This window comes from Aeromonas sp. 600276 (assembly GCF_049175815.1).
In the GTDB taxonomy this organism is placed as follows: domain Bacteria; phylum Pseudomonadota; class Gammaproteobacteria; order Enterobacterales; family Aeromonadaceae; genus Aeromonas; species Aeromonas dhakensis.
Map to the genome: position 1 here is coordinate 119,288 of NZ_JAAKVU010000011.1, position 24,437 is coordinate 143,724.

Annotated in this window: 21 protein-coding genes; 6 read left to right on the forward strand and 15 right to left on the reverse strand. The window is 62.8% G+C overall.

Translation table 11 applies throughout. From position 1 onward, the window contains the following. Positions 1–9 precede the first annotated feature (9 nt). A complete protein-coding gene (locus tag G5134_RS12790) occupies positions 10–1,410 on the forward strand; it encodes a basic amino acid/polyamine antiporter (RefSeq protein ID WP_421232045.1) in 1,401 nt (466 codons plus the stop codon). Positions 1,411–1,476: 66 nt separating this feature from the next. Here the strand turns inward: G5134_RS12790 and G5134_RS12795 are convergent, their stop codons facing one another. Next, positions 1,477–2,316, reverse strand: coding sequence for a sterol desaturase family protein (locus G5134_RS12795; protein ID WP_421232046.1), 840 nt, complete (start codon positions 2,314–2,316; stop codon positions 1,477–1,479). 229 nt (positions 2,317–2,545) lie between these two features. Here G5134_RS12795 and G5134_RS12800 point away from each other — a divergent pair, with 229 nt between their 5' ends. After that, positions 2,546–3,313 carry an ABC transporter substrate-binding protein gene (locus G5134_RS12800; protein WP_323992143.1) on the forward strand — a complete coding sequence of 256 codons (768 nt, stop codon included), beginning with the start codon at positions 2,546–2,548 and terminating at the stop codon, positions 3,311–3,313. A gap of 100 nt (positions 3,314–3,413) precedes the next feature. On the opposite strand, the gene G5134_RS12805 is transcribed toward G5134_RS12800, so the two are convergent. The 11 genes from G5134_RS12805 to G5134_RS12855 form a co-directional block, all read right to left on the reverse strand. Further along, a complete protein-coding gene (locus G5134_RS12805; RefSeq protein WP_017782344.1) occupies positions 3,414–4,157 on the reverse strand; it encodes an amino acid ABC transporter ATP-binding protein in 744 nt (247 codons plus the stop codon). Beyond that, complete coding sequence (locus G5134_RS12810; RefSeq protein WP_421232047.1) at positions 4,141–5,100, reverse strand: amino acid ABC transporter permease; 960 nt, start codon at positions 5,098–5,100, stop codon at positions 4,141–4,143. Before G5134_RS12810 ends, G5134_RS12805 begins: the two co-directional genes overlap by 17 nt. A gap of 90 nt (positions 5,101–5,190) precedes the next feature. Then, a complete protein-coding gene (locus G5134_RS12815; protein ID WP_019838861.1) occupies positions 5,191–5,979 on the reverse strand; it encodes a transporter substrate-binding domain-containing protein in 789 nt (262 codons plus the stop codon). Between the two features lie 471 nt (positions 5,980–6,450). Then, complete coding sequence (locus G5134_RS12820; protein ID WP_043169673.1) at positions 6,451–7,779, reverse strand: MFS transporter; 1,329 nt, start codon at positions 7,777–7,779, stop codon at positions 6,451–6,453. Positions 7,780–7,806: 27 nt separating this feature from the next. Then, positions 7,807–9,327 (reverse strand): signal transduction histidine-protein kinase/phosphatase UhpB, encoded by a 1,521-nt coding sequence (uhpB, locus tag G5134_RS12825; protein ID WP_019838862.1) that lies wholly within the window; start codon positions 9,325–9,327, stop codon positions 7,807–7,809. Beyond that, a complete protein-coding gene (uhpA, locus tag G5134_RS12830) occupies positions 9,324–9,914 on the reverse strand; it encodes a transcriptional regulator UhpA (RefSeq protein WP_005302722.1) in 591 nt (196 codons plus the stop codon). The genes uhpB and uhpA overlap by 4 nt, the downstream gene beginning before the upstream one ends. Before the next feature lie 188 nt (positions 9,915–10,102). Continuing rightward, the gene (rnk, locus tag G5134_RS12835) at positions 10,103–10,498 is read right to left on the reverse strand and encodes a nucleoside diphosphate kinase regulator (RefSeq protein WP_005302721.1); all 396 of its coding nucleotides are present in this window, start codon (positions 10,496–10,498) and stop codon (positions 10,103–10,105) included. A gap of 231 nt (positions 10,499–10,729) precedes the next feature. Beyond that, positions 10,730–11,464 (reverse strand): substrate-binding periplasmic protein, encoded by a 735-nt coding sequence (locus G5134_RS12840; RefSeq protein WP_024942428.1) that lies wholly within the window; start codon positions 11,462–11,464, stop codon positions 10,730–10,732. An 80-nt stretch (positions 11,465–11,544) separates the two neighbouring features. After that, positions 11,545–12,228, reverse strand: a complete 684-nt coding sequence (locus tag G5134_RS12845) for a hypothetical protein (protein ID WP_065017018.1) — start codon at positions 12,226–12,228, stop codon at positions 11,545–11,547. Between the two features lie 50 nt (positions 12,229–12,278). Continuing rightward, on the reverse strand, positions 12,279–13,673 hold the full coding sequence (locus G5134_RS12850; RefSeq protein ID WP_065017019.1) for an alkaline phosphatase: 1,395 nt from the start codon (positions 13,671–13,673) through the stop codon (positions 12,279–12,281). Positions 13,674–13,684: 11 nt separating this feature from the next. Then, positions 13,685–15,076, reverse strand: coding sequence for an alkaline phosphatase (locus G5134_RS12855; protein WP_065017020.1), 1,392 nt, complete (start codon positions 15,074–15,076; stop codon positions 13,685–13,687). Positions 15,077–15,408: 332 nt separating this feature from the next. Between G5134_RS12855 and ylqF the strand changes: the two genes are divergently transcribed. Both ylqF and G5134_RS12865 read left to right on the forward strand, forming a co-directional pair. Continuing rightward, complete coding sequence (ylqF, locus tag G5134_RS12860; protein ID WP_010633500.1) at positions 15,409–16,359, forward strand: ribosome biogenesis GTPase YlqF; 951 nt, start codon at positions 15,409–15,411, stop codon at positions 16,357–16,359. A gap of 291 nt (positions 16,360–16,650) precedes the next feature. Continuing rightward, positions 16,651–17,799 (forward strand): MFS transporter, encoded by a 1,149-nt coding sequence (locus tag G5134_RS12865; protein WP_017778538.1) that lies wholly within the window; start codon positions 16,651–16,653, stop codon positions 17,797–17,799. A 129-nt stretch (positions 17,800–17,928) separates the two neighbouring features. On the opposite strand, the gene G5134_RS12870 is transcribed toward G5134_RS12865, so the two are convergent. The 3 genes from G5134_RS12870 to dinG all read right to left on the reverse strand — a co-directional run bounded on the left by G5134_RS12870 (position 17,929) and on the right by dinG (position 21,822). Continuing rightward, positions 17,929–18,825, reverse strand: a complete 897-nt coding sequence (locus G5134_RS12870) for a histone deacetylase (protein WP_065017021.1) — start codon at positions 18,823–18,825, stop codon at positions 17,929–17,931. A 90-nt stretch (positions 18,826–18,915) separates the two neighbouring features. After that, a complete protein-coding gene (locus G5134_RS12875; RefSeq protein WP_065017022.1) occupies positions 18,916–19,575 on the reverse strand; it encodes a DUF2057 domain-containing protein in 660 nt (219 codons plus the stop codon). Between the two features lie 174 nt (positions 19,576–19,749). Further along, positions 19,750–21,822: an ATP-dependent DNA helicase DinG gene (dinG, locus tag G5134_RS12880; RefSeq protein ID WP_065017023.1), complete on the reverse strand. Its 2,073-nt coding sequence runs from the start codon at positions 21,820–21,822 to the stop codon at positions 19,750–19,752. A 381-nt stretch (positions 21,823–22,203) separates the two neighbouring features. Here dinG and G5134_RS12885 point away from each other — a divergent pair, with 381 nt between their 5' ends. Together G5134_RS12885 and G5134_RS12890 are read left to right on the forward strand one after the other, a co-directional pair. Continuing rightward, positions 22,204–23,256: a porin gene (locus G5134_RS12885; protein WP_065017024.1), complete on the forward strand. Its 1,053-nt coding sequence runs from the start codon at positions 22,204–22,206 to the stop codon at positions 23,254–23,256. A 229-nt stretch (positions 23,257–23,485) separates the two neighbouring features. Continuing rightward, entirely contained in the window at positions 23,486–24,427 is a 942-nt protein-coding gene (locus G5134_RS12890; protein WP_065017025.1) for a hypothetical protein, read from the forward strand. The last annotated feature ends 10 nt before the right edge of the window (positions 24,428–24,437 follow it).

Consider the following 24,437-nt stretch of genomic DNA (forward strand, 5'->3'; position numbering starts at 1 on the left):
GGAGCGCCCATGAAAGAGAGTAAGATCGGGCTCTGGTCCCTCACCGCGCTGGTGTTCAGCTCCATGGTGGGGGCGGGCATCTTCAGCCTGCCGCAAAACATGGCCGAGGTGGCTGGCGCGCGCGCCGTGCTGATCGGCTGGGCCGTCACCGGGGTCGGCATCCTGGCGCTGGCCATGAGTTTTCTCTATCTGTCGCGCTTAAGGCCGGAACTCGATGGCGGCATCTACAGCTACGCCCGGGCCGGTTTCGGCGATCTGGTGGGTTTCTTCTCCGCCTGGGGCTATTGGCTGTGCGCCACCATCGGCGTGGTGGGCTATCTGGTGATCGCCTTCGCGGCGCTGGGCAGCTTCGTCGACACCCCGGAGCGGGTCTGGTTTGGCGAGGGCAACACCCTGGCAGCCTTCATCGGCGAGTCCTGCATCCTCTGGGCGGTGCACCTGCTGGTGGCCCGCGGCGTGCAGCAGGCGGCCCTGTTCAACCTGGTGGCGACCCTGGCCAAGAGCCTGCCGCTGCTGCTGTTCATCCTGTTTGCCTGCTACTGGTTCGACCCGGTCACCTTCGCGGCGGATCAGCAGGGCAGCACCCTGGCGACGCCGGTCTCCGAGCAGGTGCGCAACACTATGCTGATCACCCTCTGGGTCTTCACCGGCATCGAGGGGGCTGCGGTGCTGTCGGCCCGCGCCAGAAACAGGCGGGACGTGGGCACCGCCACCGTACTCGGGGTGGTGCTGGCGCTGCTGCTCTATGTGCTCATCTCGGTGTTGGCGCTCGGGATCCTGAGCCGCCCCGAGCTCGCGGCCCTGCCCAACCCCTCCATGGCGGGGTTGATGGCCCAGATGACCGGCTCCTGGGGCAAGCTGCTCATCAGCGTCGGCCTCATCGTCTCGGTGCTGGCCTCCTACGTGAGCTGGACCCTGTTCTCGGCCGAGGTGCCGTTCAGCGCGGCGCGCCACGGGGCCTTCCCGGCCATCTTCCGGCGCCAGAACCGCAACGGCACCCCCATTGCATCGCTCTGGCTTACCAGCCTGACGGTGCAGGGCTGTCTGCTGCTGGTGTGGCTGCTTGGCAAGGGCTACACCAACCTGCTGCTTATATCCACCTCCATGATCCTGGTGCCCTACCTGCTGATCGGCCTGTTCCTGCTCAAGCTCTCCTTGCGTAGGGAGGGTAATGGTCTGATGCGGGTAGTGGCACTGGTGTCGAGCAGCTATGGTCTCTGGTTGCTCTACGCCGCCGGGGTGGAGTACCTGCTGCTCTCCTTGCTGCTCTACGGGCCGGGTCTGCTGCTGTTCCTCTACAGTCGCCGTCAGCTGGGGGCCGAGCAGCCCCTGAGCGGACGCGAGCGGTTGCTGGCCGGGGTGACGCTGCTGAGCCTCATTCCCGCCGTCTGGTCCTTTGCCCACGTCTGAGTGAGGTGGTGACCCAATGCAAGAGAGCGCCCAAGGGGCGCTCTCTGTTTGTCTGCGACGTTGTGCCTAGCGACTGGCGGGGCCGGCCGGCTTGCCAAACAGCACCGCGAGCTTCTGTCGCCAGGGCAGGCCCTGGGCCTCTTGCAGCATGTCTCGCCACTCGTGGAAGGTGAGGGTGAGGGGGTTGAAGCTGTGGATGGGCTTGGTGATGCCGAAGCGACACGGCTCGCCTAAGTCTTCTTCCACGAAGGTACCGAACAGCCGGTCCCAGATGATGAGCACCCCGGCGAAGTTGCGATCGATATATTTGGCGTTGCTGGCGTGGTGCACCCTGTGGTGGGAGGGGGTGTTGAAGATGGCTTCGAGCCAGCCAAGCTTGCCCACCACCTGGGTGTGGACGAAGAACTGAAAACCCAGGCTCAAGAGCACGGTGGCCACCACGGCCTCGGGCGGGAAACCGATAAGGATCATCGGGATCCAGAACAGCCACATGCCGGAGACCGGGTACATCAGGCTCTGGCGAAAGGCGGTGGAGAGGTTGAGCCGCTCCGAGCTGTGGTGCACCACGTGGGAGGCCCAGAGCCAGCGCACATGGTGGCTCGCGAAGTGGAACAGCCAGTAGCAGAGATCCTGCAGCAGGAAGAGCAGCAACAGGCTCCAGACGTTCAGCTCTATGTCCAGCAGCCGCCAGCCCCAGAGGGCGTCGTAGAGGTAGGCGATGGCGATGGCCGCCAGGGCATCACCCCCCTGATGCATCAGCGCCAGGGTGGCGTTGGCGAAGAGATCCCTCCATTGGTAGCCGGCGCTGGGAAAGGCGGCGCCATGCTTGCGCAGGTAGAGCATCTCCCAGCCGATAAAGGCCACAAAGATCGGCGAGAGGTAGAGCAGGAGCAGTTGCACATCCATGTCGGGTATCCAGTCAGAGCAATTGCTCTCCAGCATAAAGGATGAATGCAAACTTTCATTAACATTTTGCTGCAGTGGATGTGTTCAGCTGGAGCTGGATGTGACATGTGGCCAGCGGCGGCCCATCAATTGGTATGACGACTCCCTGAGCGGCGGGTGCAGTGACTATGCTTGATGAGGCTTTCTACCTCTGGAGTGGCAGATGATGCGGCTGTGGTGTTGTTTGTTGATGGGGGTCTGCCTGCTGGCGCAGGCCAAGACCCGGGTCGAGATCCTGGCCGATGCCAACTATCCCCCCTATTCCTGGCAGGAGGGAGAGGAGGTCAAGGGGATCTATGCCGACATAGTGCGCAGCGTGACGGCGTCCATGGATGGCTACGAGGTGGTGATCAAGGCCGTGCCCTGGCGACGGGGTCTGAGCATGGTGGAGCAGGGCAGCGCCTTCGCCATCTTCCCGCCCTACTACCAGCCAGACGGTCGCCCCTGGATGTGGCCCTACTCCCAGCCCCTGCTCGACGAAGAGCTGGTGGTGATGTGCGGCGCCGGGGTGGCCGTCAACACCCCGCAGGCGCAGTTCCCGACCGACTACTACGGCCTGCGCTTTGGTATGAATGCCGGTTTTACCATCGGCGGCGCCCCCTTCTGGCAGGCCATCAAAGAGCAGAAGATCGGGCTGGAGGAGGTGAAGAGCAACCGGGAGAACCTGCTCAAGATCGTGCGCGGCCGGGTGGACTGCACCGTCAACGACCGGCTCTCGCTGCTCTATGAGCTGCTCAGCATGATCAAGGGCAACCAGCTGGCAGTGGCCGATATGTCCCAGCTCAAGCAGGGGCCCGTGCTCAGCCGGGAGCAGGGGTTTCTCGGCTACAGCCGCAAGGGGGAGTTCGACTTCAAGGAGGACTTTGTCGAGCAGTTCGACAAGCATCTCTACGAACTCAAGAAGCGGGACGGGATCCGGACCATAGTGGAGCATTATCTGGGAAAGTCCCCGCGCTGAACTGATGATGGAGCCGGTCAGATTCAGTCATGCAAGCTAGTGTTACGGCGATGAAAAAGAGGGAGCCATGGGCTCCCTCTTTCTTTTTGTGCGTTATCCCTTAGAGCACCTGGCTCAGGAACTGGCGCAGGCGCGGGGAGGGGGGATTGTCGAAGAAATCCGCCGGCTTCTCGTCCACCAGCAGTTCGCCGCTCTCCATGAACAGCACCCGATCCGCCACTTCCCGGGCAAAACCCATCTCGTGGGTGACCACCACCATGGTCATCCCCTCGCGGGCCAGCCCCTTCATCACGTCCAGCACCTCGCCTACCATCTCGGGGTCGAGTGCGCTGGTGGGCTCGTCAAACAACATGATGCGCGGCTGCATGGCGAGCGCCCGGGCGATGGCCACCCGCTGCTGCTGGCCGCCGGAGAGTTGGGAGGGGTAGCTCTGGGCCTTGTTGGAGAGCCCCACCTTGAGCAGCAGGGCCTTGGCTCTGTCCTCGGCGTCCTTGCGCGACAGCCCGCGCACCTTTTGCGGCGCGAGGCAGATATTGTCCAGCACGCTCAGATGGGGGAAGAGGTTGAAGGACTGGAACACCATGCCCACCTCTTCTCGCAGCTTGTTGACGTCGCCGGGCTCGGTCAGGCTGATGCCATCCACCACGATATTGCCGTCGTTGATGGTCTCCAGCTGGTTGAGGGTGCGCAGGAAGGTGGATTTGCCAGAGCCGCTTGGGCCGACGATGACCACCACTTCCCCTTCGGCTACCTGGGTGCTGACGTTTTTCAGGGCGTGCACCTCGCTGCCGTAGAACTTCTCCACTGAGCTTGCTTTGATAATCGGATCAGTTGCTGCGCGCATATTTCACCTCCAGACGGCGTACAAGGAAGGAGAGAGTGCCGGTCAGCACCAGATAGAGCAGGGCCACGGTGAACCACACCTCGAACGGGCTGAAGGTGGAGCTCACCACCTCCCGTCCCGCCTTGGTGAGATCCGTGATGGAAATGACCGAGACCAGCGAAGAGTCCTTGATGAGGTTGATGAACTGGCCCGCCAGCGGCGGCAGTACCCGCTTGAAAGCTTGCGGCAGGATCACGTAGCGCATGGTCTGGGCCGAGGTCATGCCAAGGCTTCTGCCCGCTTCCATCTGCCCCTTGTGGATGGAGCTGATGCCGGCACGGACGATTTCCGCCACGTAGGCGCCGGTGAAGACCGCCAGTGCCGCCACCCCGGCGGTGAAGCGATCCAGATTGAGTACAGTGCCGATAAAGAAGTAGACAATGAAGATCTGTACCAGCAGCGGGGTGCCGCGGATGAGCTCCACATAGGTGATCGCCAGGTTGCGCAGGGCCGGATTGGGGGAGAGCCGTGCCAGCCCCGCCAGGGTGCCGAGCAGGATGGCAAAGATGCCCGCCATCAGCGAGAGCTTGATGGTCATCCAGACGCCCCAGGCGATGGGGCCGGCGGTCCAGCTCAGCTGGGTGTCGAGGGTGTCGCCGCGAAAGACGGTATCCCCCTGCGCCACCTGACCGCCGCTGACGGCGATGGGCTGGCGCTGGTTGGGATCGAGATCGTTTTGCAGGAACAGCTTGCCCTTGTCGGCCTCGGTGGTGCCGGCGACCACGGTGCCGTCGAACTCGGCGTAATTTTTCTGCTCCGCCTGGTAGGCGATGTATTGGGGGATCCGCTCCCAGCGCCAGGTGTAATCCACCGATTGCACGGCCTTGTAGATGCCGAACAGGGCGGCCAGCACGATCAGCAGGAAGACGCCGTGCCAGAGCAGTTGATTGGGTTGTTTTTCCATCTGTCTTGTTGGGTTGTGCACTGTCGCAACCTCGTTGTAGTTATTGTGTGGGGATCTGCGTGAAGGGGCGGCGGGCCGCCCCTTGCGAGGTTACTTGAGCTGATCAAGCCAGGCGGTGGATTCGAACCACTTCTTGTAGAGGCGGTCGTAGCTGCCGTCGCCCTTGATCTGGCGCAGGTAGTTGTTGAACCAGTTGAGGGTGTCCTGATCCCCCTTGCGGATGGCCCAGGCCAGCGGCTCGAAGGTGAACGGCTTGTCCAGATGCACCACGGCGCCCTTGTTCTGGGTGGCGAAGATGGCGTTGTAGGGCAGGTCGTAGACGAAGGCGTCGACCTTGCCGTTGATCACTTCCAGCTTGGCGTCATCCTGGGTTTCAAACTGCAGCAGGGTGGCTTTGGGGATCAGACGCTTGACAGCCTGCTCGCCGGTGGTGCCGAGCTTGACCGCAATCTTGTATTTGGGGTCGTTGAGGTCGGTGAAGGATTTGATCTCGCCCGCCTTGTCCTTGCGCAGGACGATGGTCTGCCCGACCACGATATAGGGGTCGGCGAAGTTGACGCGCAGGTTGCGCTGGGGGGTGACGGTCATGCCGCCCATGATGACGTCGAACTTGTCGGTCAAGAGCGCGGGGATGATGCCATCCCAGGCGGTGTTGACGAACTCCACCTTCACGCCCATCTCCTTGGCGACCATCTTGGCCAGATCCACGTCAAAGCCGATGTACTGGCCCTGCTTGTTGGTCATCTCGAAGGGTTGATAGCCGGCGTCGAAACCGACCCGCAGCACGCCGCGCTCCAGCACGGCATCCAGGGTGGAACTGGGGGCCGCGTTGGCCAGCCCGCACAGCAGCAGGGTAGAGAGAATGAGTTTTTTGATCATAAGTGACGTCTCTGTCAAAAGTGTGTTCAGCCTTGAACCTGATCCCGTGCGACTCCGTGGCACAAGAGACTGCTGCATCCGGCAACAGGGCAAGACAGGATTATTGTCTTGATTGAGGCGAAAGCCCCATATGGGATTCTATTCGCCACCAGCTGAGTGAAAAATGTACCAAATGCCGATTGTGCCAGATGACTCAATAGGTTAGTGGCGCATTTCCCCCGTGGCGACACTCATAAAATCACACGAAAACAACATATCTATCTAATGGGGCGGGTTCAAGCCCAAAATGTATTCAGCACATTTTGTTACAAGGGGACCCGCCGTCAGCGGTGCCAATTGCTGCTCAGTCGGCTGGCGTGCGCCCACAATCAGCTTCACATGAGTGGTAAAGGGGGTGCGAGGTATGGGTGGCAGGGGCAGACCGGCTGCGCCGCGAGCAAATCAAGAGACGGGTCTGCTGGCCGGGGTGAGTCAGGCCGCCTCGCGAGGGCGGGGGGCCTGTGCCTTGAGGAAGGGGAGCAGCAACAGGGCGGAGACGCCGGCCGCCACCGAGATCACCACGAAGAAGCCCTGCCAGTGCCAGATCTCCATCACCTTGGCCAGCGGATAGCCCGACAGCGCCGCCCCCATGTAGGCGAACAGGCCGACGAAGCCGGTGGCGGCCCCCGCCGAGTTCTTGTGGGAGCACTCTGCCGCCGCCATGCCGATCAGCATCTGGGGGCCGAACACGAAGAAGCCGATGGTGAAGAAGCAGGCCGCCTGCATCACGTAACTGAAGAAGGGCATCAGCCACAGCGACCCCACCGAGAGCAATATCCCCACCGCGAAGATGAGGTTCATGGGCCCACGGTTGCCGTTGAACAGCTTGTCCGATCCCCAGCCCGCCACCAGGGCACCGATAAAGCCCCCCACCTCGAACATGGAGATGGCCGAGTTGGCGCTCATCAGATTGAAGCCGCGCTGCTCGGTCATGTAGAGGTTGCCCCAGTCGTTGATGGCGGTGCGCACCACGTAGACCAGCACGTAGCAGCAGGCCAGCAGCCAGATGTAGGGGTTGCCGAGCACGTACTTGCGCAGGATCTGGCGATGGGATAGCCCCGCATCCTGAGTCTGCTGGGCCAGCTCCAGCGCATCGCTGCGCCACTCGCCCACCGTGGGCAGCCCCATGGCGCTCGGGGTATCCCGCAGCCGCCAGCAGAGAAACAGCCCGGCAAGGATGGCGATGAGGCCGGGCACTATCATGCCGTAGCGCCAGCCGTGCTGCAGGGCGAGGGTGCTGACGATGAGGGGGATGAGAGCCCCGCCCACGTTGTGGGCCGTGTTCCAGGCCGACCACCAGAAGCCGCGTTCGCTGCGCGAATACCAGCTGGTGAGCAGCTTGGAGCAGGGGGGCCAGCCCCAGCCCTGGAAGAAGGCGTTGGCCACCCAGAGGGCGGCAAACAGCCACAGCGACGACGAGAGCCCGAACAGGATATTGATGACCCCGGTCGCCATCAGGCCGAGGCCCATGAAGTAGCGCGGGTTGGCGCGGTCGCTGATGATGCCGGAGAAGAACTTGGAGCAGCCGTAGGTGATGTAGAACAGGGTCCACAGCATGCCGATGTCGGCCTTGGCCAGCATGCCGCTTGCCAGCATGTCCGGCATGGCGAAGTTGAAGCTCTTGCGGGTGAAGTAGAAGACCGCATAGCCCAAGTACATGGTCAGCAGTATGTGCAGCCGCCAGTGGCGATAACAGGCGTCGATCTCGGCCTGATCGCGGATGAGGGGCTGGGGCGGCGCACTGCGCATAAAGCTCAGCATGGAAGCGCTCCCGGTCGGAGAGTTGGCTTATTCATGGTTTTCCTCCCGCTTGCGATCGGGCAGGGTCACGGTCAGCTGGGTGCCGTGTACGCAGGAGAGTTGCAGCGAGCCCCCCAGCGCCTGCACCCGCTCGCGAATGCCGAGCAGGCCGTAGCCCTGGGGCGTGCGGTGCTCGGGCAGGCCGCAGCCATCGTCTTCCAGCAGCAGGGTCAGTCGCTCGCCCTGACGCTGGGCCCGGATGGTGACCGAGCTGGCGTTGGCGTGTTTGACCACGTTGTTGAGCCCCTCCTGACAGACCCGAAACAGGGTGACCCGCTGGGCATCGGAGAGGCCGGTGTCCGCCAGCTGCCACTCCAGCCGGGTAACGATGCCACGGCGCTCCAGCTCAAGCTCGCGCAGCAGGGCGCGCACCGCCTGCTCCAGGCTCATGTCGTCGAGCTGGCGGGGGCGCAGCCGGCCGAGCAGGCCGCGCACCGCGTCGTAGATGCCAAGCGACAGGGTCTCGATAAGGGCGCTGCTCTGGCCCACCCCGGCGTTGTCAGGCGCCAACCGGCGCGCTATGCCGGCCTGGGTGCGGATGGCGGTGATGGTCTGGCCGATGTCGTCGTGCAGCTCGCGCGCCACCTCCTTGCGGATGCTCTCTTCGGTCTCCAGCAGCCGTTCGGTGAGCTGGCGGTTGTGGGCGAGCTGGCGGGTCAGCGCCTGGTTGAGTTCGCGCTGGCGCTGGATGCCGGCACCGAGCAGCAGGCCGGTGAGGCTCTGGGCCAGCAGGGAGAGCAGCAGATCGAGCGGGTGATCGTGCCAGGCCTGGCCGGCCATCAGCGCCACCGTGTTCATCAGGGTGGCGAGCAGGGCCCCCTGCCAGCCGTAGCGCCAGGCCATGGCGATGATGGGAATGGCCAGGCAAAACGGGGTGAAGCGCACCAGCGAGGCCGGCAGGCCGAGCTGCAGCCAGAGGCTCAGCACGAACAGCAGCAGATACCAGACCAGGTGGCGAAAGCGCCAGTCCACCGGTTGATCCACCAGCGCAGGGCCGAGCGGCACCCAGGTGGCGCGGGTGAGGTAGTGCCAGATCAGCATGCAGGTGGAGGTGAGGGTCAGCCCGCCGGTGAGGGTGAGCAGCAGGGCGGTGAGGCCATCCTCGCCGGCCAGATGCCAGAGCAGGGATTGCAGCCCGGCCGCCACCGTGACGGTGGCCAGCAGCACCAGCAACTGCTGCCAGTCGTTGCGCACTGGTTGGCGGCGGGCGATGAGCAGCGGCAGCAGGGTGAGCAGGCTGCCCGCCTGAATGAGCGGCCACAGCGGCAGCCCCACCTCCTGGTTGAGCCAGTAGAGCAGCAGGGATTCGCACAGCAGCAGCGGCGGCCAGTAGGCGAGCGGGCTTTGCAAGAGCAGCCCCAGCCGCAGGCCGAAGGGGAACAGCAGGGCCGCCAGCATGGGGGAGCCCGCCAGGTGCAGGCCTATGCTCCACAGGCAAAACCAGCCGGCGGCAAAGATGAAGCAGGCCGCCAGCGAGATGGCGACATAGCTGGCCAGACGAGCGATCACCAGCTGTCCAGCATGCGGTGGGCCAGCTCCACGTTGTTGCTGACCTTGAGCTTGTCCATCAGGTTGGCGCGGTGCACGTGCACCGTCTTGGGGGAGAGGCCGAGCTGCTCGGCGATGGCCTTCACCTCCAGCCCCCGCGCCAGCAGCTGCGCCACCTCCCGCTCCCGATTGGTGAGGGGATCCTGGCTGTTGCAGGCGAGCTTTTGGGCGATGTCCGGGGTGAGGTAACAGCCGCCATGGGCGGCGGTGCGTACCGCGGCGATCAGCTCGTCCGGGCTGCAGCGCTTGGAGAGGAACCCCTTGGCGCCGGCCTGCAGGGCCTGCTCGATGAGGGCCGGGCTGTCGTGCACCGACAGCATCACCACGGCCAGCCCCGAGGGGAGGCGCTTGAGCAGATCCAGCCCGGATTGATCCGGCATGGAGATGTCGCACACGCACAGCTGTACCCCGCTGCCGGGCAGACCCGCCAGCGCCTCGGCGGCGGAGCCGAATTCGGCCACCACCCGCAGGTCGGGTTCGAGATTGAGCAGTTGGGCAAAACCGGAGCGGACGATCTGGTGATCGTCGATGAGGGCAATCTTAATCATGATGTCAGCCTGAAATCTGCGGCCAGGGTGCTGGCGCGGCCAACAAGATACCTGCCCCCTCGTCCCGGCTCAAGTGAAAGCGGGGCCGGAGGGCAGGATTGGCGCCACTTCTGCGGCAAAGCTTGATCGGGATCAGCTGCAGGGGCACGCCCGGCGCCGTCATACAGGCCGGCGCGTGCCCGGGGTGGCTAGCGGTGCAGCTCGCCGGCACGCTCCGGCTGGTAGACCACCTCCAGGATCTCCACCTGGATGGTGCGACCGGCAGGGCCCGGCCAGGCGATGCTGTCGCCTACTTTCAGGCCGAGCAGGGCGCTGCCGACCGGCGCCAGCACGGAGATCTTCGACTCGTCCCCCTGCACGTCCCGCGGGTAGACCAGGGTCAGGCAGAATTCGTTGCCGCTGCTCTGCATCTTGAAGCGCACCGTGCTGTTCATGGTCACCACGTCCGGCGGCATGTCGGCCGGTTCGCGGATCTCGGCGCGGTCCAGCTCCTCCTGCAGGGCCAGGTGCTGGGGGTGGTTGCCGAGCAGCTGCTCGATGCGATCGAGATCCAGGCTGGAAATCACGAGATGTGGCTGTTTCATAAGATATTCCTTATCAATGGGTCTGATGGCCAGGATGACGGGCAAGCTGGCCGAAAAAAGAGTGTGCGATACGAAAAAACAGATCGGGAATGCGATGCCCCCAACGACTCGCTGTCAGGGGCGAGGGCGGGGGCTCAACGGGGTGTGAGCAGACTTGACAAAATCATGAGCGCTTTCATGGGGATACCATAACCATTCTGAACTGCTTTGGCAATTCTCCTGACAAGCTTGTCAGGGCGCCTGGTAATCGTACTGCTTGATGATGCGCGCCAGGCTGCCGTCGTCGCGCATGGCGGCGATGGTCTGGTACCAGCGGGTCGCCTCGGCGGTTGGAAAATGGGGGCTGGCAGCCAGGTATAGGGGAGAGTGTTGCAGGGTTTCGCCGCGCACCAGATCCGCCAGCGGCAGGCCGGCCTGCTGCTGGTTGTAGCGGGCGCTGTTCCAGGCCACTGCCCAGCCCTGGATGCGGCCGAGCGCCAGCTTGTCGGCGTTGTGGATCTCCTCGGCCACCAGCGCCTGTTTCACCTGCGGATAGGGTCGCAGCAGGCTCTGGCCAAAGGAGCCGCGCATCACGCCGACGGTGAGGCCGGGCAGGGCATTGATGGTGAGAGGGGTCGGGTGGTATTGGCGATGGCTGACCAGCACGAAGGCCTCGTCCAGCAGCGGCGCAATCCACAGGAACTGCGGCTCGCGCTGGGGGCTGCGCACCGGCGGCACCAGCAGCACGTCCTGACGGTGGCGGGTCTGGCTGAGGGCGCGGGCCAGCGGCATCAGCTCGATGGTCAGCGGCTCCTTGAGCCGGCGGGCGGCCTCTTCCAGCACCTCGATGACCATGCCGCTCGGGGCCCCCTGATTGGAGCGGATCACATAAGGGGGGATCTCGGCGGCGATGACCACCACGGCCCGGGCCGGCAGGGCGGAAAAGAGCAGGGAGCAAAACAGCAGCAGGAGAGCGGAAATTCGCATGGCAGACCTGATCCGGGATGAGTACCCAGAGTGTACCACCCCGTCGGCACAAGTCAGCCCACCCTGTTCGGGGCGTCCCGTCAGTCGAAGAAATCCCGCAGATCCAGGGTCTGGTAACCCTCCAGTTGCTGCCAGGGCAGGCTCTTTGGCAGGGGCTTGAGGGTCACCTCCATCCGGTAGCTGCGATAACCATCGAGGCTCGCCAACTCCACCACCAGTGGCAGCTGCCAGCGGCTCGACCAGAGGATGCGGGTGCGCTGTTTGCCCTCGCGCTTCTCATACCAGCGCGCCTGCTCGGGGGCCGCCTCATCGAGGGGGGTCATCTCCTGCAGCAGGGCCGGGTTGATGAGGTGGCGGATCCGCGGCCAGTCGGGTTTGAAGGCCACCTGGCCATACTCCTCCTCCGGTACCTCCACCAGCTGGTTGTGCCAGTTGTCGGCGTAGCGCAGCTGCAGCTCATCCTGCTGGTTGCGGGTCACCCAGCGCGCCGCCATCTGGTGGGTAAAGTGCTTGTGGCCCGGGGTGGCATCGTGGGCGGCGTGGTAGGCACGGGCCAGGGGGAGGGGAATGAGCCGCTGGCTCCACACCTGGTCGCCGACCCGCAACCACTTCTCCTGCCACTGGCTCTCCTTGCTGATGCCGTCGCTGCTGGTCACCCTGTCCTGATAGCGGATGCGGGCGGCCAGATCGGGGACTTCCTCGGCCAGGAGGGAAAAAGAGAGGCTGCTGGTGAGCAGCCACAAGGGTAATAAATATCGCATCATGCCGTCTCGCTCGAGCGAGCAGGGCCCGGCACCTGGCCGGGCCCTGCCGTTTACAGACCGAGCGCCTCCTTGAGCTTGCCGAACACCTTGGTGTTGTCGAGGGTGCCCTTGAAGCGGCTGCTGCCGGCGCCGTCGGCAAACAGCATCACATCGCCGCCGCCGTGGGTCTCGGAGCCCAGCTTGACCCCGGTCTCTTGCAGGTAGTCGTCCGCCATCACCTGATCGCTGGTGAGGGTGGGGCGCACGTCGGCGCGGTTGGGGCCGTTGCCGAACACCAGGGTAGTGAACGGCTTGCCATCCACGTCGTTCTGGGTCGAGCCGTCGCCGTTTTTCACCAGATCCAGCACCTTGTTGCCCTTGGCGGAGTAGCCGTTGATGGTCATGGTGTGGTCATGGTCGGCGGTGACCACGATCAGGGTATCTTTCAGATCCACCTTGCCGAGCGCCGTCTTGACCGCCTCGTCGAGCGCCACCGCGTCGGTGAGCGAGCGCTTGGCATTGGTGCCGTGCAGGGCGTGATCGATGCGACCCCCTTCCACCATCAGGAAGTAACCCTGACTGTTCTGGCTGAGCAGATCGATCGCCTTGGCGGTCATCTCAGAGAGGGAGGGCTGGGTGCTCGCCGCCCCCTTGGCGACCCGGTCCAGCTCGTAGTCGAGGTGGGACTTGGCGCTGAACAGCCCAAGCACCTTGCCCGAGTTGACGCCAGCCAGATCATCTTTGGTGGTGACGTAGTGGTAGCCCTGGGCAGTCAGCTCGGCGGTGAGATCCCGCCCGTCGGCGCGGCCACCCTTGTTGCTGGTGCTGTTGTAGGGCGTCCAGTGGTTGGCGCCGCCCCCCATCAGCACGTCAACTCCATCCCCCAGCGCGGTGTTGAAGCCGGCGCCGCCCGGTACCGCCTGCTCGGCGATGGCGTAGGCGGCATCCCGGTGGCAGATGTGGGAGTAAGTGGCGGCCGGGGTGGCATGGGTCAGCTCGGTGGTGGTGACGGCTCCCACCGACTTGCCGGCCGCCTTGGCCAGCTCGAGAATGGTGGGCACCGGCTTGCCGTTGTCGCTGGTGCAGTTGTTGATGCCCTTGTTGCCGTTGACGTCCTTGCCGGGCGCGACGGCCTTGGTGTCGCTGCTCATGGCGATCACCTCGTTGTTCATCTTGACCCCGGTGGTGTAGGCCGCCATGGAGGGGGCCGAATCGGTGGTCTGGGCGTCGTTGGAGAAGGTCTTGATGCGGGCGCTGCGGGCCAGCTTCATGATTTCCAGATTGCCCTCTTCCCCCACCTTGTAGAGGCGGGTGGCGGTGAGCACGGTGGGGCCCATGCCGTCACCGATAAACAGGATGACGTTCTTGGCGTCGCTGGCCTGTGCCTGGGCCGCGCCGCCGAGGGCGGCCAGCAGGGCCGTGCTGACGAGGGTTTTATGCAGTTTTTGTTTCATGACGCTTTTCATGGGAATGCTCCTTACAGCCCGGCCGCAGCCTTGACCTTGCCGAACACGGCGGTGTTGTCGAGTGAGCCGTGGAAGCTCTCCGCTCCCTGGCCGATGGCGCCGAGGAAGACGTCGGTGCCGCCGTGAGTCTCGTTGCCTATCTCGCCTACCTTGACCACCACCTCCTGGTGATAGTCGTTGGCAGAGACGGTGGCGTCGTCCAGCGGTGCCACACTGCTGCGCGGACCATCCACCCGGTTGTAGCCGTTGCCAAAGCCGATGATGGTGTAGGGCATGCCGTCGGCATCCTTGCTCGGTTCGCCGGTTTCGTAGTTCTTCACCAGCCCGAGTACGCCGGGGTTGTCGGCGGTGGTCTTGCCGGTCCGCTTGGCGTAGCCGTTCAGCACCAAGGTGTGGTCATGGTCGGCGGTGACCACGATCAGGGTGTTTTTCAGCTCGGGGTCGGTTTTCTTCACCTCGTCGATGGTCGCCTTGATGGCGTTGTCGAAGGCGAGGGTGTCCTGCAGGGCACGCTTGGCGTTGGTGTCGTGCAGGGCGTGGTCGATGCGCCCCCCTTCCACCATCAGGAAGTAGCCCTGTTTCTTGTCCTTGAGCTGCTTGATGGCGGCCAGGGTCATCTGGGTCAGGGAAGGCTCGCTGGCGGGTCGGTCCAGGTCATATTTCATGTGGCTTGAGCCAAACAGTCCCAGCAACGGCTTGCTCGCATCGGCCTGGTTCAGCTCGTCCAGGGTTGCGGCAAACTGGTAGCCCTTGGCCTTCATCTCGTCGATGAGGTTGCGGCCATCCTCGCGCTTGCCCTTGTCGGCCTTGGGCAAGAAGAAGCTGCTGCCGCCGCCGAGTACCACGTCCACCCCCTCTTTGAGAGCGCTGTTGTAACCGGCGCCGCCAGGTACCAGCTGGGCGGCGATGTCCGCTTCCAGATCCCGGTTGCAGAGGTGGGCATAGGTGGCGGCCGGGGTGGCGTGGGTCACCCGGGTGGTGGTGACCACGCCGGTGCCGCGGCCGGCGGCCTTGGCCAGCTCCAGCAAGGTGGTGACCGGCTTGCCGGCGCTCTTGCTGCAGTCGTTCTCCTGGGTGGCATCGCCGTCCATGCTGATGACACCGTTGTTGCTCTTGACCCCGGTCATGTAGGCGGACATGGAGGGGGCCGAGTCGGTCACCTGGGCGTCGTGGGAGAAGGTCTTGATGAAGGCCGTCTCCGGCAGGGTATCGATGGTGAGGCTGCCCTCTTCACCGACGCCGTAGATGCGGGCGGCGGTCAGGGTGTTGAGACCCATGCCGTCGCCGAGGAAGAAGATCACGTTCTTGGCGCCGGGGGTGGGCGCACTGCTGTCGTTGTTGGAGTTGCAGCCGGCGGCCAGGGCGGCGCCGATCATCAATGCAAGTCCTGCCATCTTTCTCATTGGGGTTCGCTCCTTGTAAAACCTGAGCGCAGCCTAGAGGTCGCAGATGACACTTTTAGTGAAACTGGATGACAATCCGATGAAGGTGTTGCGTGAATGTTATGTTGTATCAATAGCTTATCTATCAATAGCCAGGGCTGGCCAGATCGGCTGACGCGGGGAGAGTGCGGGCGAAAATCTGGCCGGTTTGCCGGCTGGCGGCTAGAATGGCCTGTCAAATCGGGGCGGGTGCAGGTAAAATGCGCCCCCTTGCGACGCCCTGCGTCCGCCATCGCCCGCCGCTCGCGCCACCGCAAGCCCGCGCCCGCAGTCCCTAGATGAGAGTAACGGATATGTCCATCAACTGGTTCCCCGGCCACATGCACAAGGCCCGCAAAGAGATTGCCGAGGTCATGCCCCAGGTCGATGTCATCATAGAGATGCTCGACGCCCGCATCCCCTTCTCCAGCGAAAACCCGCTGGTGCCCGAGCTGCGCGGCGATACTCCGGTGATCAAGGTGCTCAACAAGGCGGATCTCGCCGACCCCGAGATCACCGCGCTGTGGGTGGCCCACATGGAACAGGAGAAGGGGATCAAGGCGCTGCCTCTGACCCAGCAGGAGCCGGAGAAGATCAAGCAACTGCTGACCCTCTGCCACGAGATGTTGCCGGAGCGCAATCTGGAGCTGCGCGGCGTGCGCGCCATGATCATGGGCATTCCCAACGTGGGCAAATCCACCCTGATCAACACCCTGGCGGGGCGCATCATCGCCCGCACCGGCAACGAGGCGGGGGTGACCAAGTCCCAGCAGCGGATCAAGCTCGACAACAACGTCATCCTGACCGACACCCCGGGCTTCTTGTGGCCCAAACTCAACCCGCCCTCCTGCGGTTATCGGCTGGCCATCACGGCCGCCATCAAGGACACCGTCTATGACTACGCGGACATCGCCATGTTCGCCGCGGACTACTTCCTCAAGGCCTATCCGGAGCGGATCCAGGCGCGCTATCAGATTGACGCGCTGCCCGAGACCGAGATCGAACTGCTGGATCTCATTGCCCGTCAGCGCGGCTTCATGCGCAAGGGGGGGCTGTCGGATCTGCACAAGGCGTCCGAGATCCTGGTCAACGAGTTCCGCTCTGGCCTGCTGGGCCGCATCTCGCTGGAGACTCCGCAGATGGTGAGCAGCGAAATCGTGGAGGCCGATGCCGAGGCCGAACAGAAGGCCAAGGAGAAGGCGGAGCGGGAAGAGGAGCGCCAGGCGCGGGCCCGCCGCAAGTACGCCAAGAAGCGTCAGCGCTGACCGGCCTTGTGCCAGGTATATAAAGAAGAGGCGACCCGGGGTCGCCTCTTCTCGTTATGGCGTCCTGGATTTAGGGGGAGGCCAAGAGGCCGACAGGCAACCGGCATCTGCCCGTCATCATGGCCAAAGAGTCCGTGAATCAAGGGGATAAGCTAGGCGCCGAACCGTGCCATGCTGCACCGCACCAGCAGCATTTGATAAAACCTTGCGATCCTGCTTCAGTGCCGATTGACAATGGCATTGGCGGTGGCATGATGCGCTCGCATTTTGACTCTCCTCGCGGTTTTACCCATGACCATATACACCCGGCCAGTGCTGTTATTGCTCTGTGGCCTGCTGCTGCTGACCCTCTCCATCGCGGTGCTCAATACCCTGGTACCGCTCTGGCTTGCCCATGAACAGCTGCCGACCTGGCAGGTGGGCATGGTCGGCTCCTCCTATTTCAGCGGCAACCTGCTGGGCACCCTGCTGGCGGGCACCCTGATCAGGCGCTGCGGCTTCAACCGCAGCTATTACCTGGCCTCCGCCCTCTTTGCCGCCGGTTGTGTCGGGCTCGGCATTACCCTTGATTTCTGGAGCTGGCTCGGCTGGCGATTTATCGCCGGTATCGGCTGCGCCATGATCTGGGTGGTGGTGGAGAGCGCGCTGATGTGCAGCGGCAACGCGCACAATCGGGGCCGTCTGCTGGCCGCCTACATGATGGTCTACTACCTGGGCACAGTGCTCGGCCAGCTCTTGGTCAGCAAGTTGCCGACCGGCCTGATGGAGGTACTGCCCTGGGCGAGTGGGCTGATCCTGGCGGCTATTCTGCCGCTGTTGTTCACCCGCATCGTCAGTGAGCGCAGCGAAGCGCAGGGCTCAACCCGGGTCTGGTCCATGTTGCGGCTGCGTCAGGCACGGCTCGGGGTCGATGGCTGCATCATCTCCGGCATCGTGCTGGGCTCCCTCTACGGCCTGATGCCGCTCTACCTGAATCATCAGGGGGTGAGCGATGCCGGCATTGGTTACTGGATGGCGGTGATGGTGAGTGCCGGCATCCTGGGGCAGTGGCCGGTGGGTCGGCTGGCGGACAGGTTCGGTCGCCTGCCGGTGCTGCGGGTGCAGGTGCTGGTGGTGATCCTGGGGTGCGGGGCCATGCTCGGCGGTGTGGCGATGGGGCCGGCGCTGTTCATCCTGGGCGCCGCCGGGTTTACCCTCTATCCGGTGGCCATGGCGTGGGCCTGCGAGAAGGTCGAGCACCATCAGCTGGTGGCCATGAACCAGGCGCTGCTGCTGAGCTACACCATTGGCAGTCTGCTCGGCCCGGCCTATACCGCGCTCCTGATGCAGCACCTTTCGGACAACCTGCTGTTCATCATGATCGCTGGCGTGGCCTTGCTCTATTTGCTGATGTTGCTGCGCCCCATGGGGAAACACTCGACACCGGTGGCCCACGCCTGAACTGTGGTCGGCGGCAGGGCACCATCCTCGCTTCCCGATAGGGGGCTGGATGGCACGCCATATAAAGCAGAGGCGGCCAAGGGGCCGCCTTATTGTTGTCTGCAACGGTGGCCAGGCAGAGCTCAACGGCTAGCCGTAGCGCCTGTGCGCCTCTTCAAACAAGGACATATGCAGCGGGATCAGCTGTTGCCAGTCACGGCGGTAGCCGCCGCCCGGTACGGCGGCAATGGGCAGCCCGTGCCGTTGTGCGCAGTCAAAGACCATGGCATCGCGCTGGCGTACCCCCTCATCACTCAAGGAGAGATAGCCAAGCTCGTCGGCATGATGCACGTCCACGCCGGCCTGATAGAGGATGAGATCGGGGGCGTAGAGCCGCAGCGCCAGATTGAGCGCCTCTGCCAGCGTGGTGAGGTAGGCATCGTCCTCCATGCCGCTTGGCAGGGGGAAATCCATGTGGGAGGCGGGCTTGTGGCGGGGAAAATTGTGTTCCCCGTGCAGGGAGAGGGTGATGATGTCGCGCCGCCCCCGGCACAGGGCGGCACTGCCATCCCCTTGATGGACATCGAGATCGACGATCAGTACCTGTTCGCAGCGCCTTTCGTCCAGACAGGTCTGGGCGGCGATCACCAGATCGTTGAACAGGCAAAAGCCGCTACCAACGTCCCGGTGGGCGTGGTGATAGCCACCGGAGATCTGCAGGCCGCAACCCTGCTCCAAGGCGTGGCGGCTGGCGGCAAGGGTGGCCCCCACCGAGCGCAGGGTACGTTCAATCAGCACGGGGGACCAGGGAAACCCCAGCTGGCGAATGGCGCCCGCATCCAGGGTGCCGGTGAGGGCCGCTTCCACATAGGCCGCATCGTGCACTCTCTCTATCTGGGCGCGACTGGCAGGCGCGGCCTCTGCCAGCGGATAACCCAGGTTTCCCAGCTGTTCAAACAGCGCCTGGTATTTGGCCAGCGGAAAGCGATGGCGCGCTGGCAGGGCCAGGGCGGAGTAGAGGGGGTGATGGAAGATGCGCAGTGACATGAAGGCTGGGCCTTGGCAAATGGGCAGATATGAAAAAGGGGAGCCAGGCTCCCCTTGTCATGCCCGATAATTCGGGACGAACAGATGCAATTACTGCTGCTGGATCACCCAGATCTGGAAGGCTTTGCGAGTCTCCGCATCGGCCTTGTTGTACCAGTTTTGCAGCTGGGTCAGGGCTTCCGGATTGCTCTGGGCCTTGCTCGGGGCGACCTGAACCGGGGCGCTGTTGGCGGCCATGACGGCAGCGGTGGAGACGGCGACAGTCTTGGGCTGGTTGAACGCCTTGCCCATGTTGATCAGCTCCTGCTGATAGTCACGGGTCAGCTGGAAGCCTTCCACCTTCGGCAGCACGAACTGCTCGGTGGTGACGACCTGGCCGCTGCTCTTGTCTTTCAGCGCGACTTTCTGTTCCTTGACGAACTGTTTGGCTTCGGATTCGTTGCGCGGCTTCTTGTAGTCCAGTACCAGCTTCTGGTTGTCGGCGGCGGTGAAGTTGATCACCAGCGGCTCGGCGGTGACCAGCTTGGTGTCGCTGCGGCTGGAGTAGTTGCCTTCGAAGGCGACGACCAGTTGGTGCTTGCCGGCTTTGATAGGATAGGTACTCGTCTTGTCGAGCAGTTTGGGATTGATGGATTGGCCATCGATCAGCTGCACCACATAGGGGTTGTTCACTTCCAGTTGGGCATCGGCCAGGGCACTACCTGCCCACAACAGACCAGCCAGGGCTGGCACCAGAACAGTCAGTTTCATTTCATCTCCTTGAACAGTCAGGCGAGTGCCCACTGAAAAACAGGGGCTCATTTTTGCAGGTTTGCCAGAGGGCGGCAATAGGCGTTTATGGCGCCCCTGTCGCGTCTGGGCTCGCGCTTTCCCGATGCAAACTCATTGGGCCAGTGGTGTCGGCTACCTTGGTCAACCCCGGCCCTACTCAATCCGGCGTCGAAATGGCGGCAGGGCATCGAGCAGCCCCTTGCCGTAGCGTTTGGTCAGCAGACGGCGATCGAGAATGGTGACCCGGCCCCGATCGGCCTCTTTGCGAATGAGGCGGCCACAGGCCTGGATGAGCTTGCGCGACGCTTCCGGCACCGTCAGTTGCAAGAAGGGATTGCCCCCCCGTTTCTCGACCCACTCGGCGGTAGCCTCTTCCACCGGCGAGTTGGGGACCGCGAAGGGGAGCTTGGTGATCACCAGGTTGGTGAGGTAGTGACCGGGCAGATCCAGCCCTTCCGAGAAGCTGCCGGTGCCAAACAGTATGCTGGCCTGGCCGCCATCGCATTTTTGTTTGTGCAGGGTGAGCAGGGCGTTGCGAGAGGCTTCCCCTTGCACCAGCAGGGAGAGTCCCTTGGCCCGCAGACCCACCGCTACCTCGTTCATCTGCCGGTAGGAGGAGAACAGCACCAGGCTCGCCTCCTTGCCGGCTAGCAGACGGGGCAGGATGCTGACGAGCTCCTGGGTGAAGGCGGGGGCACTGGGCTCGTGTTCCATTTTGGGCAAATAGAGCTCGGCCCTCTGGTAATCGAAGGGGGAGCGCAGGCGCAGATAGCGGGTACCGTCGTGTTCTTTAAGCCCCACCTGGTGGCGGAAATAGCTGAAGGAGGAGAGGGCGGTCAGGGTCGCCGACACCAGCACGGCGCCGAGGCATTTTGACCAGAGCCACTCCTCCAGCAGGTAGCCCACCTCGATAGGGGAGGCGTGCAGCCAGATGTCGCCGTCATCGCTCTTGACCATCCAGCGGGCCAGCGGCGTCTTGCCCTCTGCCACGTGCCGCCCCAGCATCTCCCACAGGGCGCAGAAACCCTCCAGCCGCTGCAGATAGAAGCCGCTCTCCGCCAGCAGGGGTTCGGCATCCTTGCGACGGATCTCGCCATCCTTCAGCGCCTCGCCGATGGCCCCCTGCATTCTGTCCAGCGCCCGCAGTGCCTTCTTGCTCGCCTCCTTGAGGTTCTCCGCCAGCATGGGCAGGGGATCGGGCAAGACACCATCGGCGAAGCGGCACTGTTTTTCTTCATTGAACAAGCGGTCGTTGGCGGCGAGCCACTGCTCCAGCGCCTTCAGATCCGGTTGCAGGGAGGCCAGCGCGTCCTGCAGCTTGAGCTGGGGATCGAGCAGACTCTCCTTGTTGAGGGTTCTGGCCAGCTTGCCTGCCCCCTGCGCCAGCTTCTCCAGCCAGCGGCGTGAGCCCTTGACGCTGGCCGAGGCGGCGCCGTGATCCCGGGCTATGGTGGGCAGGTGATGGGCCTCGTCCAGCACATAGAGACACTCGTCCGGTGGCGGCAGTATGATGCCGCCACCCATGGTGAGGTCGGAGAGCAGCAGGGCGTGGTTGACCACCAGCACGTCGGCCGCATCCATGTCGTTGCGGGCGCGGTGGAAGGGGCAGTGCTGATGATGAGTCAGCGCCTTGTTGCAGGTGTGGCGGTCGGCGGCGATGCGATCCCAGCAGTTATCGTTGATGGGTTTGGGCCAGTTGTCCCGATCACCGTCCCACTTGCCTTCCGTGTAGGCCTGCCACAACGCCTGATAGCACTCCTTGTCGGCGTCTGACGGCTTGTGTTTGCTGAGGGCACCGAAGTCAAACTCGAAGTTGGCCATCTCGCTGCCACTCGCGGCCTGCTCCAGAAGGTGTTCGCAGCAGTAGCGCTGGCGCCCCTTGACCAGCATGAAACGAAACGGCAGCTCGCTGTGGCGGTGATAGAAGGGGAGGTCTTTGTGGATCAGCTGCTCCTGCAGCGCCACGGTGGCGGTGGAGATCACCAGCTTCTTTTGAGTAAGGCGAGCCACCGGGATGGCCCCCTGAGCATAGGAGAGGGACTTGCCGATGCCGGTGCCGGCTTCGGCCACCAGGATGCGACGCTGTTTGTCATACTCCCCGGTCAGCGTCTTGGCTATTTCGGCCACCAGAAAATTCTGCTCCTTGCGCGGCACAAAACCGGGTAAACCATCGGCTATTTGCCGATAGGTATTGCGAATGGTGGTTTTGAGACGGGTAGACAGCATGAAGAAAATGACCGTTGCGCAGGGTGAAGGAAGACAGGATACCTGCAACCGGCAACCCGGGTCGAGGTGTGTGGCAACGCACAGATCCGACCTCTTCTTCTATTTATAAGGCGAGTCGTCGTTATTGTGTGATAAATCACCAATTCGGTCGAATTTTGCCAGCGGTTATCGCTGTAAACGTTTTCCCATGGCGTGCAAACAATGTGGGATTCAGGTCACAATTTTTTCGCTGTGACTATGCTTTTCGTAAAAAGTTCCAAGTTTTTTCATTGCGGATTGGAAAACCCGGTGCTAGTCTCGGCGCCATAGTGATGCAAAGTACATCGCTAACACAGGGAATAACAACGACTTAGTGTTTAATTACAGTAGGCATTGGAAACTATGAAAAAGACAATTCTGGCTATTGCTATCCCGGCTCTGTTTGCATCCGCCGCTAACGCTGCAGTGGTTTACGACAAAGACGGTACCACTTTTGACGTATACGGCCGTGTTCAGGCTAACTACTACGGTGACACCAACAAATGGGACGACACTGCTGCTGCATACAAAGATGTTGATGCAGAGCTGATTGGCGCTTCTCGTCTGGGTTGGTCCGGCAAGATTGCCCTGAACAACACCTGGTCCGGTATCGCCAAGACTGAGTGGCAAGTTTCTGCTGAAAACTCCGACAACAAGTTCGACTCTCGTCATATCTACGTTGGTTTCGACGGCACCCAGTACGGTAAGATCATCTTCGGTCAGACCGATACCGCGTTCTACGACGTGCTGGAACCGACCGATATCTTCAACGAGTGGGGCAGCGAAGGTAACTTCTATGACGGTCGTCAAGAAGGCCAGATCATCTACTCCAACGCTATCGGTGGTTTCAAGGGCAAAGTGTCCTACCAGACCAACGATGATACCGTTGAGAAAATTACTGACGTAGCTGGTGGTATCAAGAAAACCGTATTCACCGACGTGAAGCGTAACTATGGTTATGCTGTTGCTGCCGGTTATGACTTCGACTTTGGTCTGGGCTTCAACGGTGGTTATGCTTACTCCGACCTGGAAAGCAAAACCAGCAGTGCTGAAGGTGAGAAGTCCGAGTGGGCTCTGGGCGCACACTACGCCATCAACGGTTTCAACTTTGCCGGTGTCTACACCCAGGCTGAAGTTAAGAACGACACCACTGGTTACAAAGACAAAGGCCGTGGTTACGAGCTGGCTGCTACCTACAACGTTGATGCTTGGACCTTCCTGGCTGGCTACAACTTCAAAGAAGGTAAAAAGAATGCCAACCTGAGTGGTTCTTCTTACGAAGACCTGATGGATGCCACTCTGCTGGGCGTGCAGTACTCCTTCACCTCCAAGCTGAAAGCCTACACCGAATACAAGATCAACGGTGTTAGCGGTAAGGACGATGACTGGACCGTTGCCCTGCAATACAACTTCTAATCTAGCCTCTGCGTTGATTTAGATGATGAACGGCCAAGCTTGCTTGGCCGTTTTGTTTTATCTGCTTCCCACCTGATGTTTCTGTTCTCTTCTGTTGATTATCTTCTCCTTGCCCTCTTTGACTTGCGTCAGTTCACGTTGTCTCTTTTCTGTACTTGGCTCCCGGGCAGCGAATCGCTAGATTATTCAGCTCGTTGCAGGATGTTCGGCAGACAGGTAAGGATGACGCTTGATTGACTTTAGTCACCCGCAGTGGCGGGAGCTGGCCCGCCAGCTGCTGGACAACCCCACCTCGGTGGTCCGCGCCCGTCAGTGGCAACCCCTGCTGGGCCTGCTCAAGGACAACCAGCTGCTGCTGGCACTGGGCAACCACCACTATGAGCTCACTCCCGCCGGTCGCCGCTACCTGACCCGTGAACTGACGCTGGCCGAGATCGCCACGGCGCCGCCAACCCCGGAGGAGTGGCTCCATGGGCAGGGCTGGCAACTGGCGGAGCAGGTCAACGAGCGGGTGCTGGCCGCGCTCTATCGCAAGAGCGAGGTGCGCTTTACCCCCAACGAGCAGATCGACTTCGAAGACAAGGGGATCCGGCTCTGTTCGGATCAACAGGTGCGCCTGCGCGCCTCTGAGCCATTCAGCCTCTTCTTCAGTGGCGGCACCCTGCTCGATGCCGCCCCCTGGTTGCAGGCGCTTGGCGAGGTGGCGCTGCCGGAACGCAACCTGGCCAGCCTTGGCAAGATCCTGTGGGGGGAGGGGGAGCTGCTGCGGGTGATCACCACCGACAGCGTCGGTGCCTTTGCCGAGCTGGTGCTGCCGGCAGGGACCCTGCTGATCTGGGCTCCCGCCTCGGCGCAGCAGGCACTGCAGCAAGTGATCGCCGCGCTGCCGCCTCAGGTGCAGTGGAGTCATCTTACCTCCCTCGACCCGAGCGGGGTGGATCGGGTGCTGACTCTGGCCCAGCGCCTGGGTCGGCCGGCCAGCTGGTGGCTGCCCACCGTGCTGGCTCCCATCATGACGGCCTATGCCCTGCCGCTGACTGACTCCCGCCCCTGGGAGCCGAGCCGGATCCCCAAGTCATTGTTAGCAGTTTGTAGCGGTTTGGTTGAGTCCAATGGTGGCTTGTCTGCCGAGGTGTGCGCGTTGGCGCCACAGTGGTATGCCATCGGTTGAGATTGCCGCA

Excerpts from the sequence above, each read along its gene's own strand:
- G5134_RS12790 (WP_421232045.1), top strand. The coding sequence starts at position 10 with ATGAAAGAGAGTAAGATCGGGCTCTGGTCCCTCACCGCGCTGGTGTTC.
- G5134_RS12795 (WP_421232046.1), bottom strand. The coding sequence starts at position 2,316 with ATGGATGTGCAACTGCTCCTGCTCTACCTCTCGCCGATCTTTGTGGCC.
- G5134_RS12800 (WP_323992143.1), top strand. The coding sequence starts at position 2,546 with ATGGGGGTCTGCCTGCTGGCGCAGGCCAAGACCCGGGTCGAGATCCTG.
- G5134_RS12805 (WP_017782344.1), bottom strand. The coding sequence starts at position 4,157 with ATGCGCGCAGCAACTGATCCGATTATCAAAGCAAGCTCAGTGGAGAAG.
- G5134_RS12810 (WP_421232047.1), bottom strand. The coding sequence starts at position 5,100 with ATGGAAAAACAACCCAATCAACTGCTCTGGCACGGCGTCTTCCTGCTG.
- G5134_RS12815 (WP_019838861.1), bottom strand. The coding sequence starts at position 5,979 with ATGATCAAAAAACTCATTCTCTCTACCCTGCTGCTGTGCGGGCTGGCC.
- G5134_RS12820 (WP_043169673.1), bottom strand. The coding sequence starts at position 7,779 with ATGCTGAGCTTTATGCGCAGTGCGCCGCCCCAGCCCCTCATCCGCGAT.
- uhpA (WP_005302722.1), bottom strand. The coding sequence starts at position 9,914 with ATGATTAAGATTGCCCTCATCGACGATCACCAGATCGTCCGCTCCGGT.
- rnk (WP_005302721.1), bottom strand. The coding sequence starts at position 10,498 with ATGAAACAGCCACATCTCGTGATTTCCAGCCTGGATCTCGATCGCATC.
- G5134_RS12840 (WP_024942428.1), bottom strand. The coding sequence starts at position 11,464 with ATGCGAATTTCCGCTCTCCTGCTGCTGTTTTGCTCCCTGCTCTTTTCC.
- G5134_RS12845 (WP_065017018.1), bottom strand. The coding sequence starts at position 12,228 with ATGATGCGATATTTATTACCCTTGTGGCTGCTCACCAGCAGCCTCTCT.
- G5134_RS12850 (WP_065017019.1), bottom strand. The coding sequence starts at position 13,673 with ATGAAAAGCGTCATGAAACAAAAACTGCATAAAACCCTCGTCAGCACG.
- G5134_RS12855 (WP_065017020.1), bottom strand. The coding sequence starts at position 15,076 with ATGAGAAAGATGGCAGGACTTGCATTGATGATCGGCGCCGCCCTGGCC.
- ylqF (WP_010633500.1), top strand. The coding sequence starts at position 15,409 with ATGTCCATCAACTGGTTCCCCGGCCACATGCACAAGGCCCGCAAAGAG.
- G5134_RS12865 (WP_017778538.1), top strand. The coding sequence starts at position 16,651 with ATGACCATATACACCCGGCCAGTGCTGTTATTGCTCTGTGGCCTGCTG.
- G5134_RS12870 (WP_065017021.1), bottom strand. The coding sequence starts at position 18,825 with ATGTCACTGCGCATCTTCCATCACCCCCTCTACTCCGCCCTGGCCCTG.
- G5134_RS12875 (WP_065017022.1), bottom strand. The coding sequence starts at position 19,575 with ATGAAACTGACTGTTCTGGTGCCAGCCCTGGCTGGTCTGTTGTGGGCA.
- dinG (WP_065017023.1), bottom strand. The coding sequence starts at position 21,822 with ATGCTGTCTACCCGTCTCAAAACCACCATTCGCAATACCTATCGGCAA.
- G5134_RS12885 (WP_065017024.1), top strand. The coding sequence starts at position 22,204 with ATGAAAAAGACAATTCTGGCTATTGCTATCCCGGCTCTGTTTGCATCC.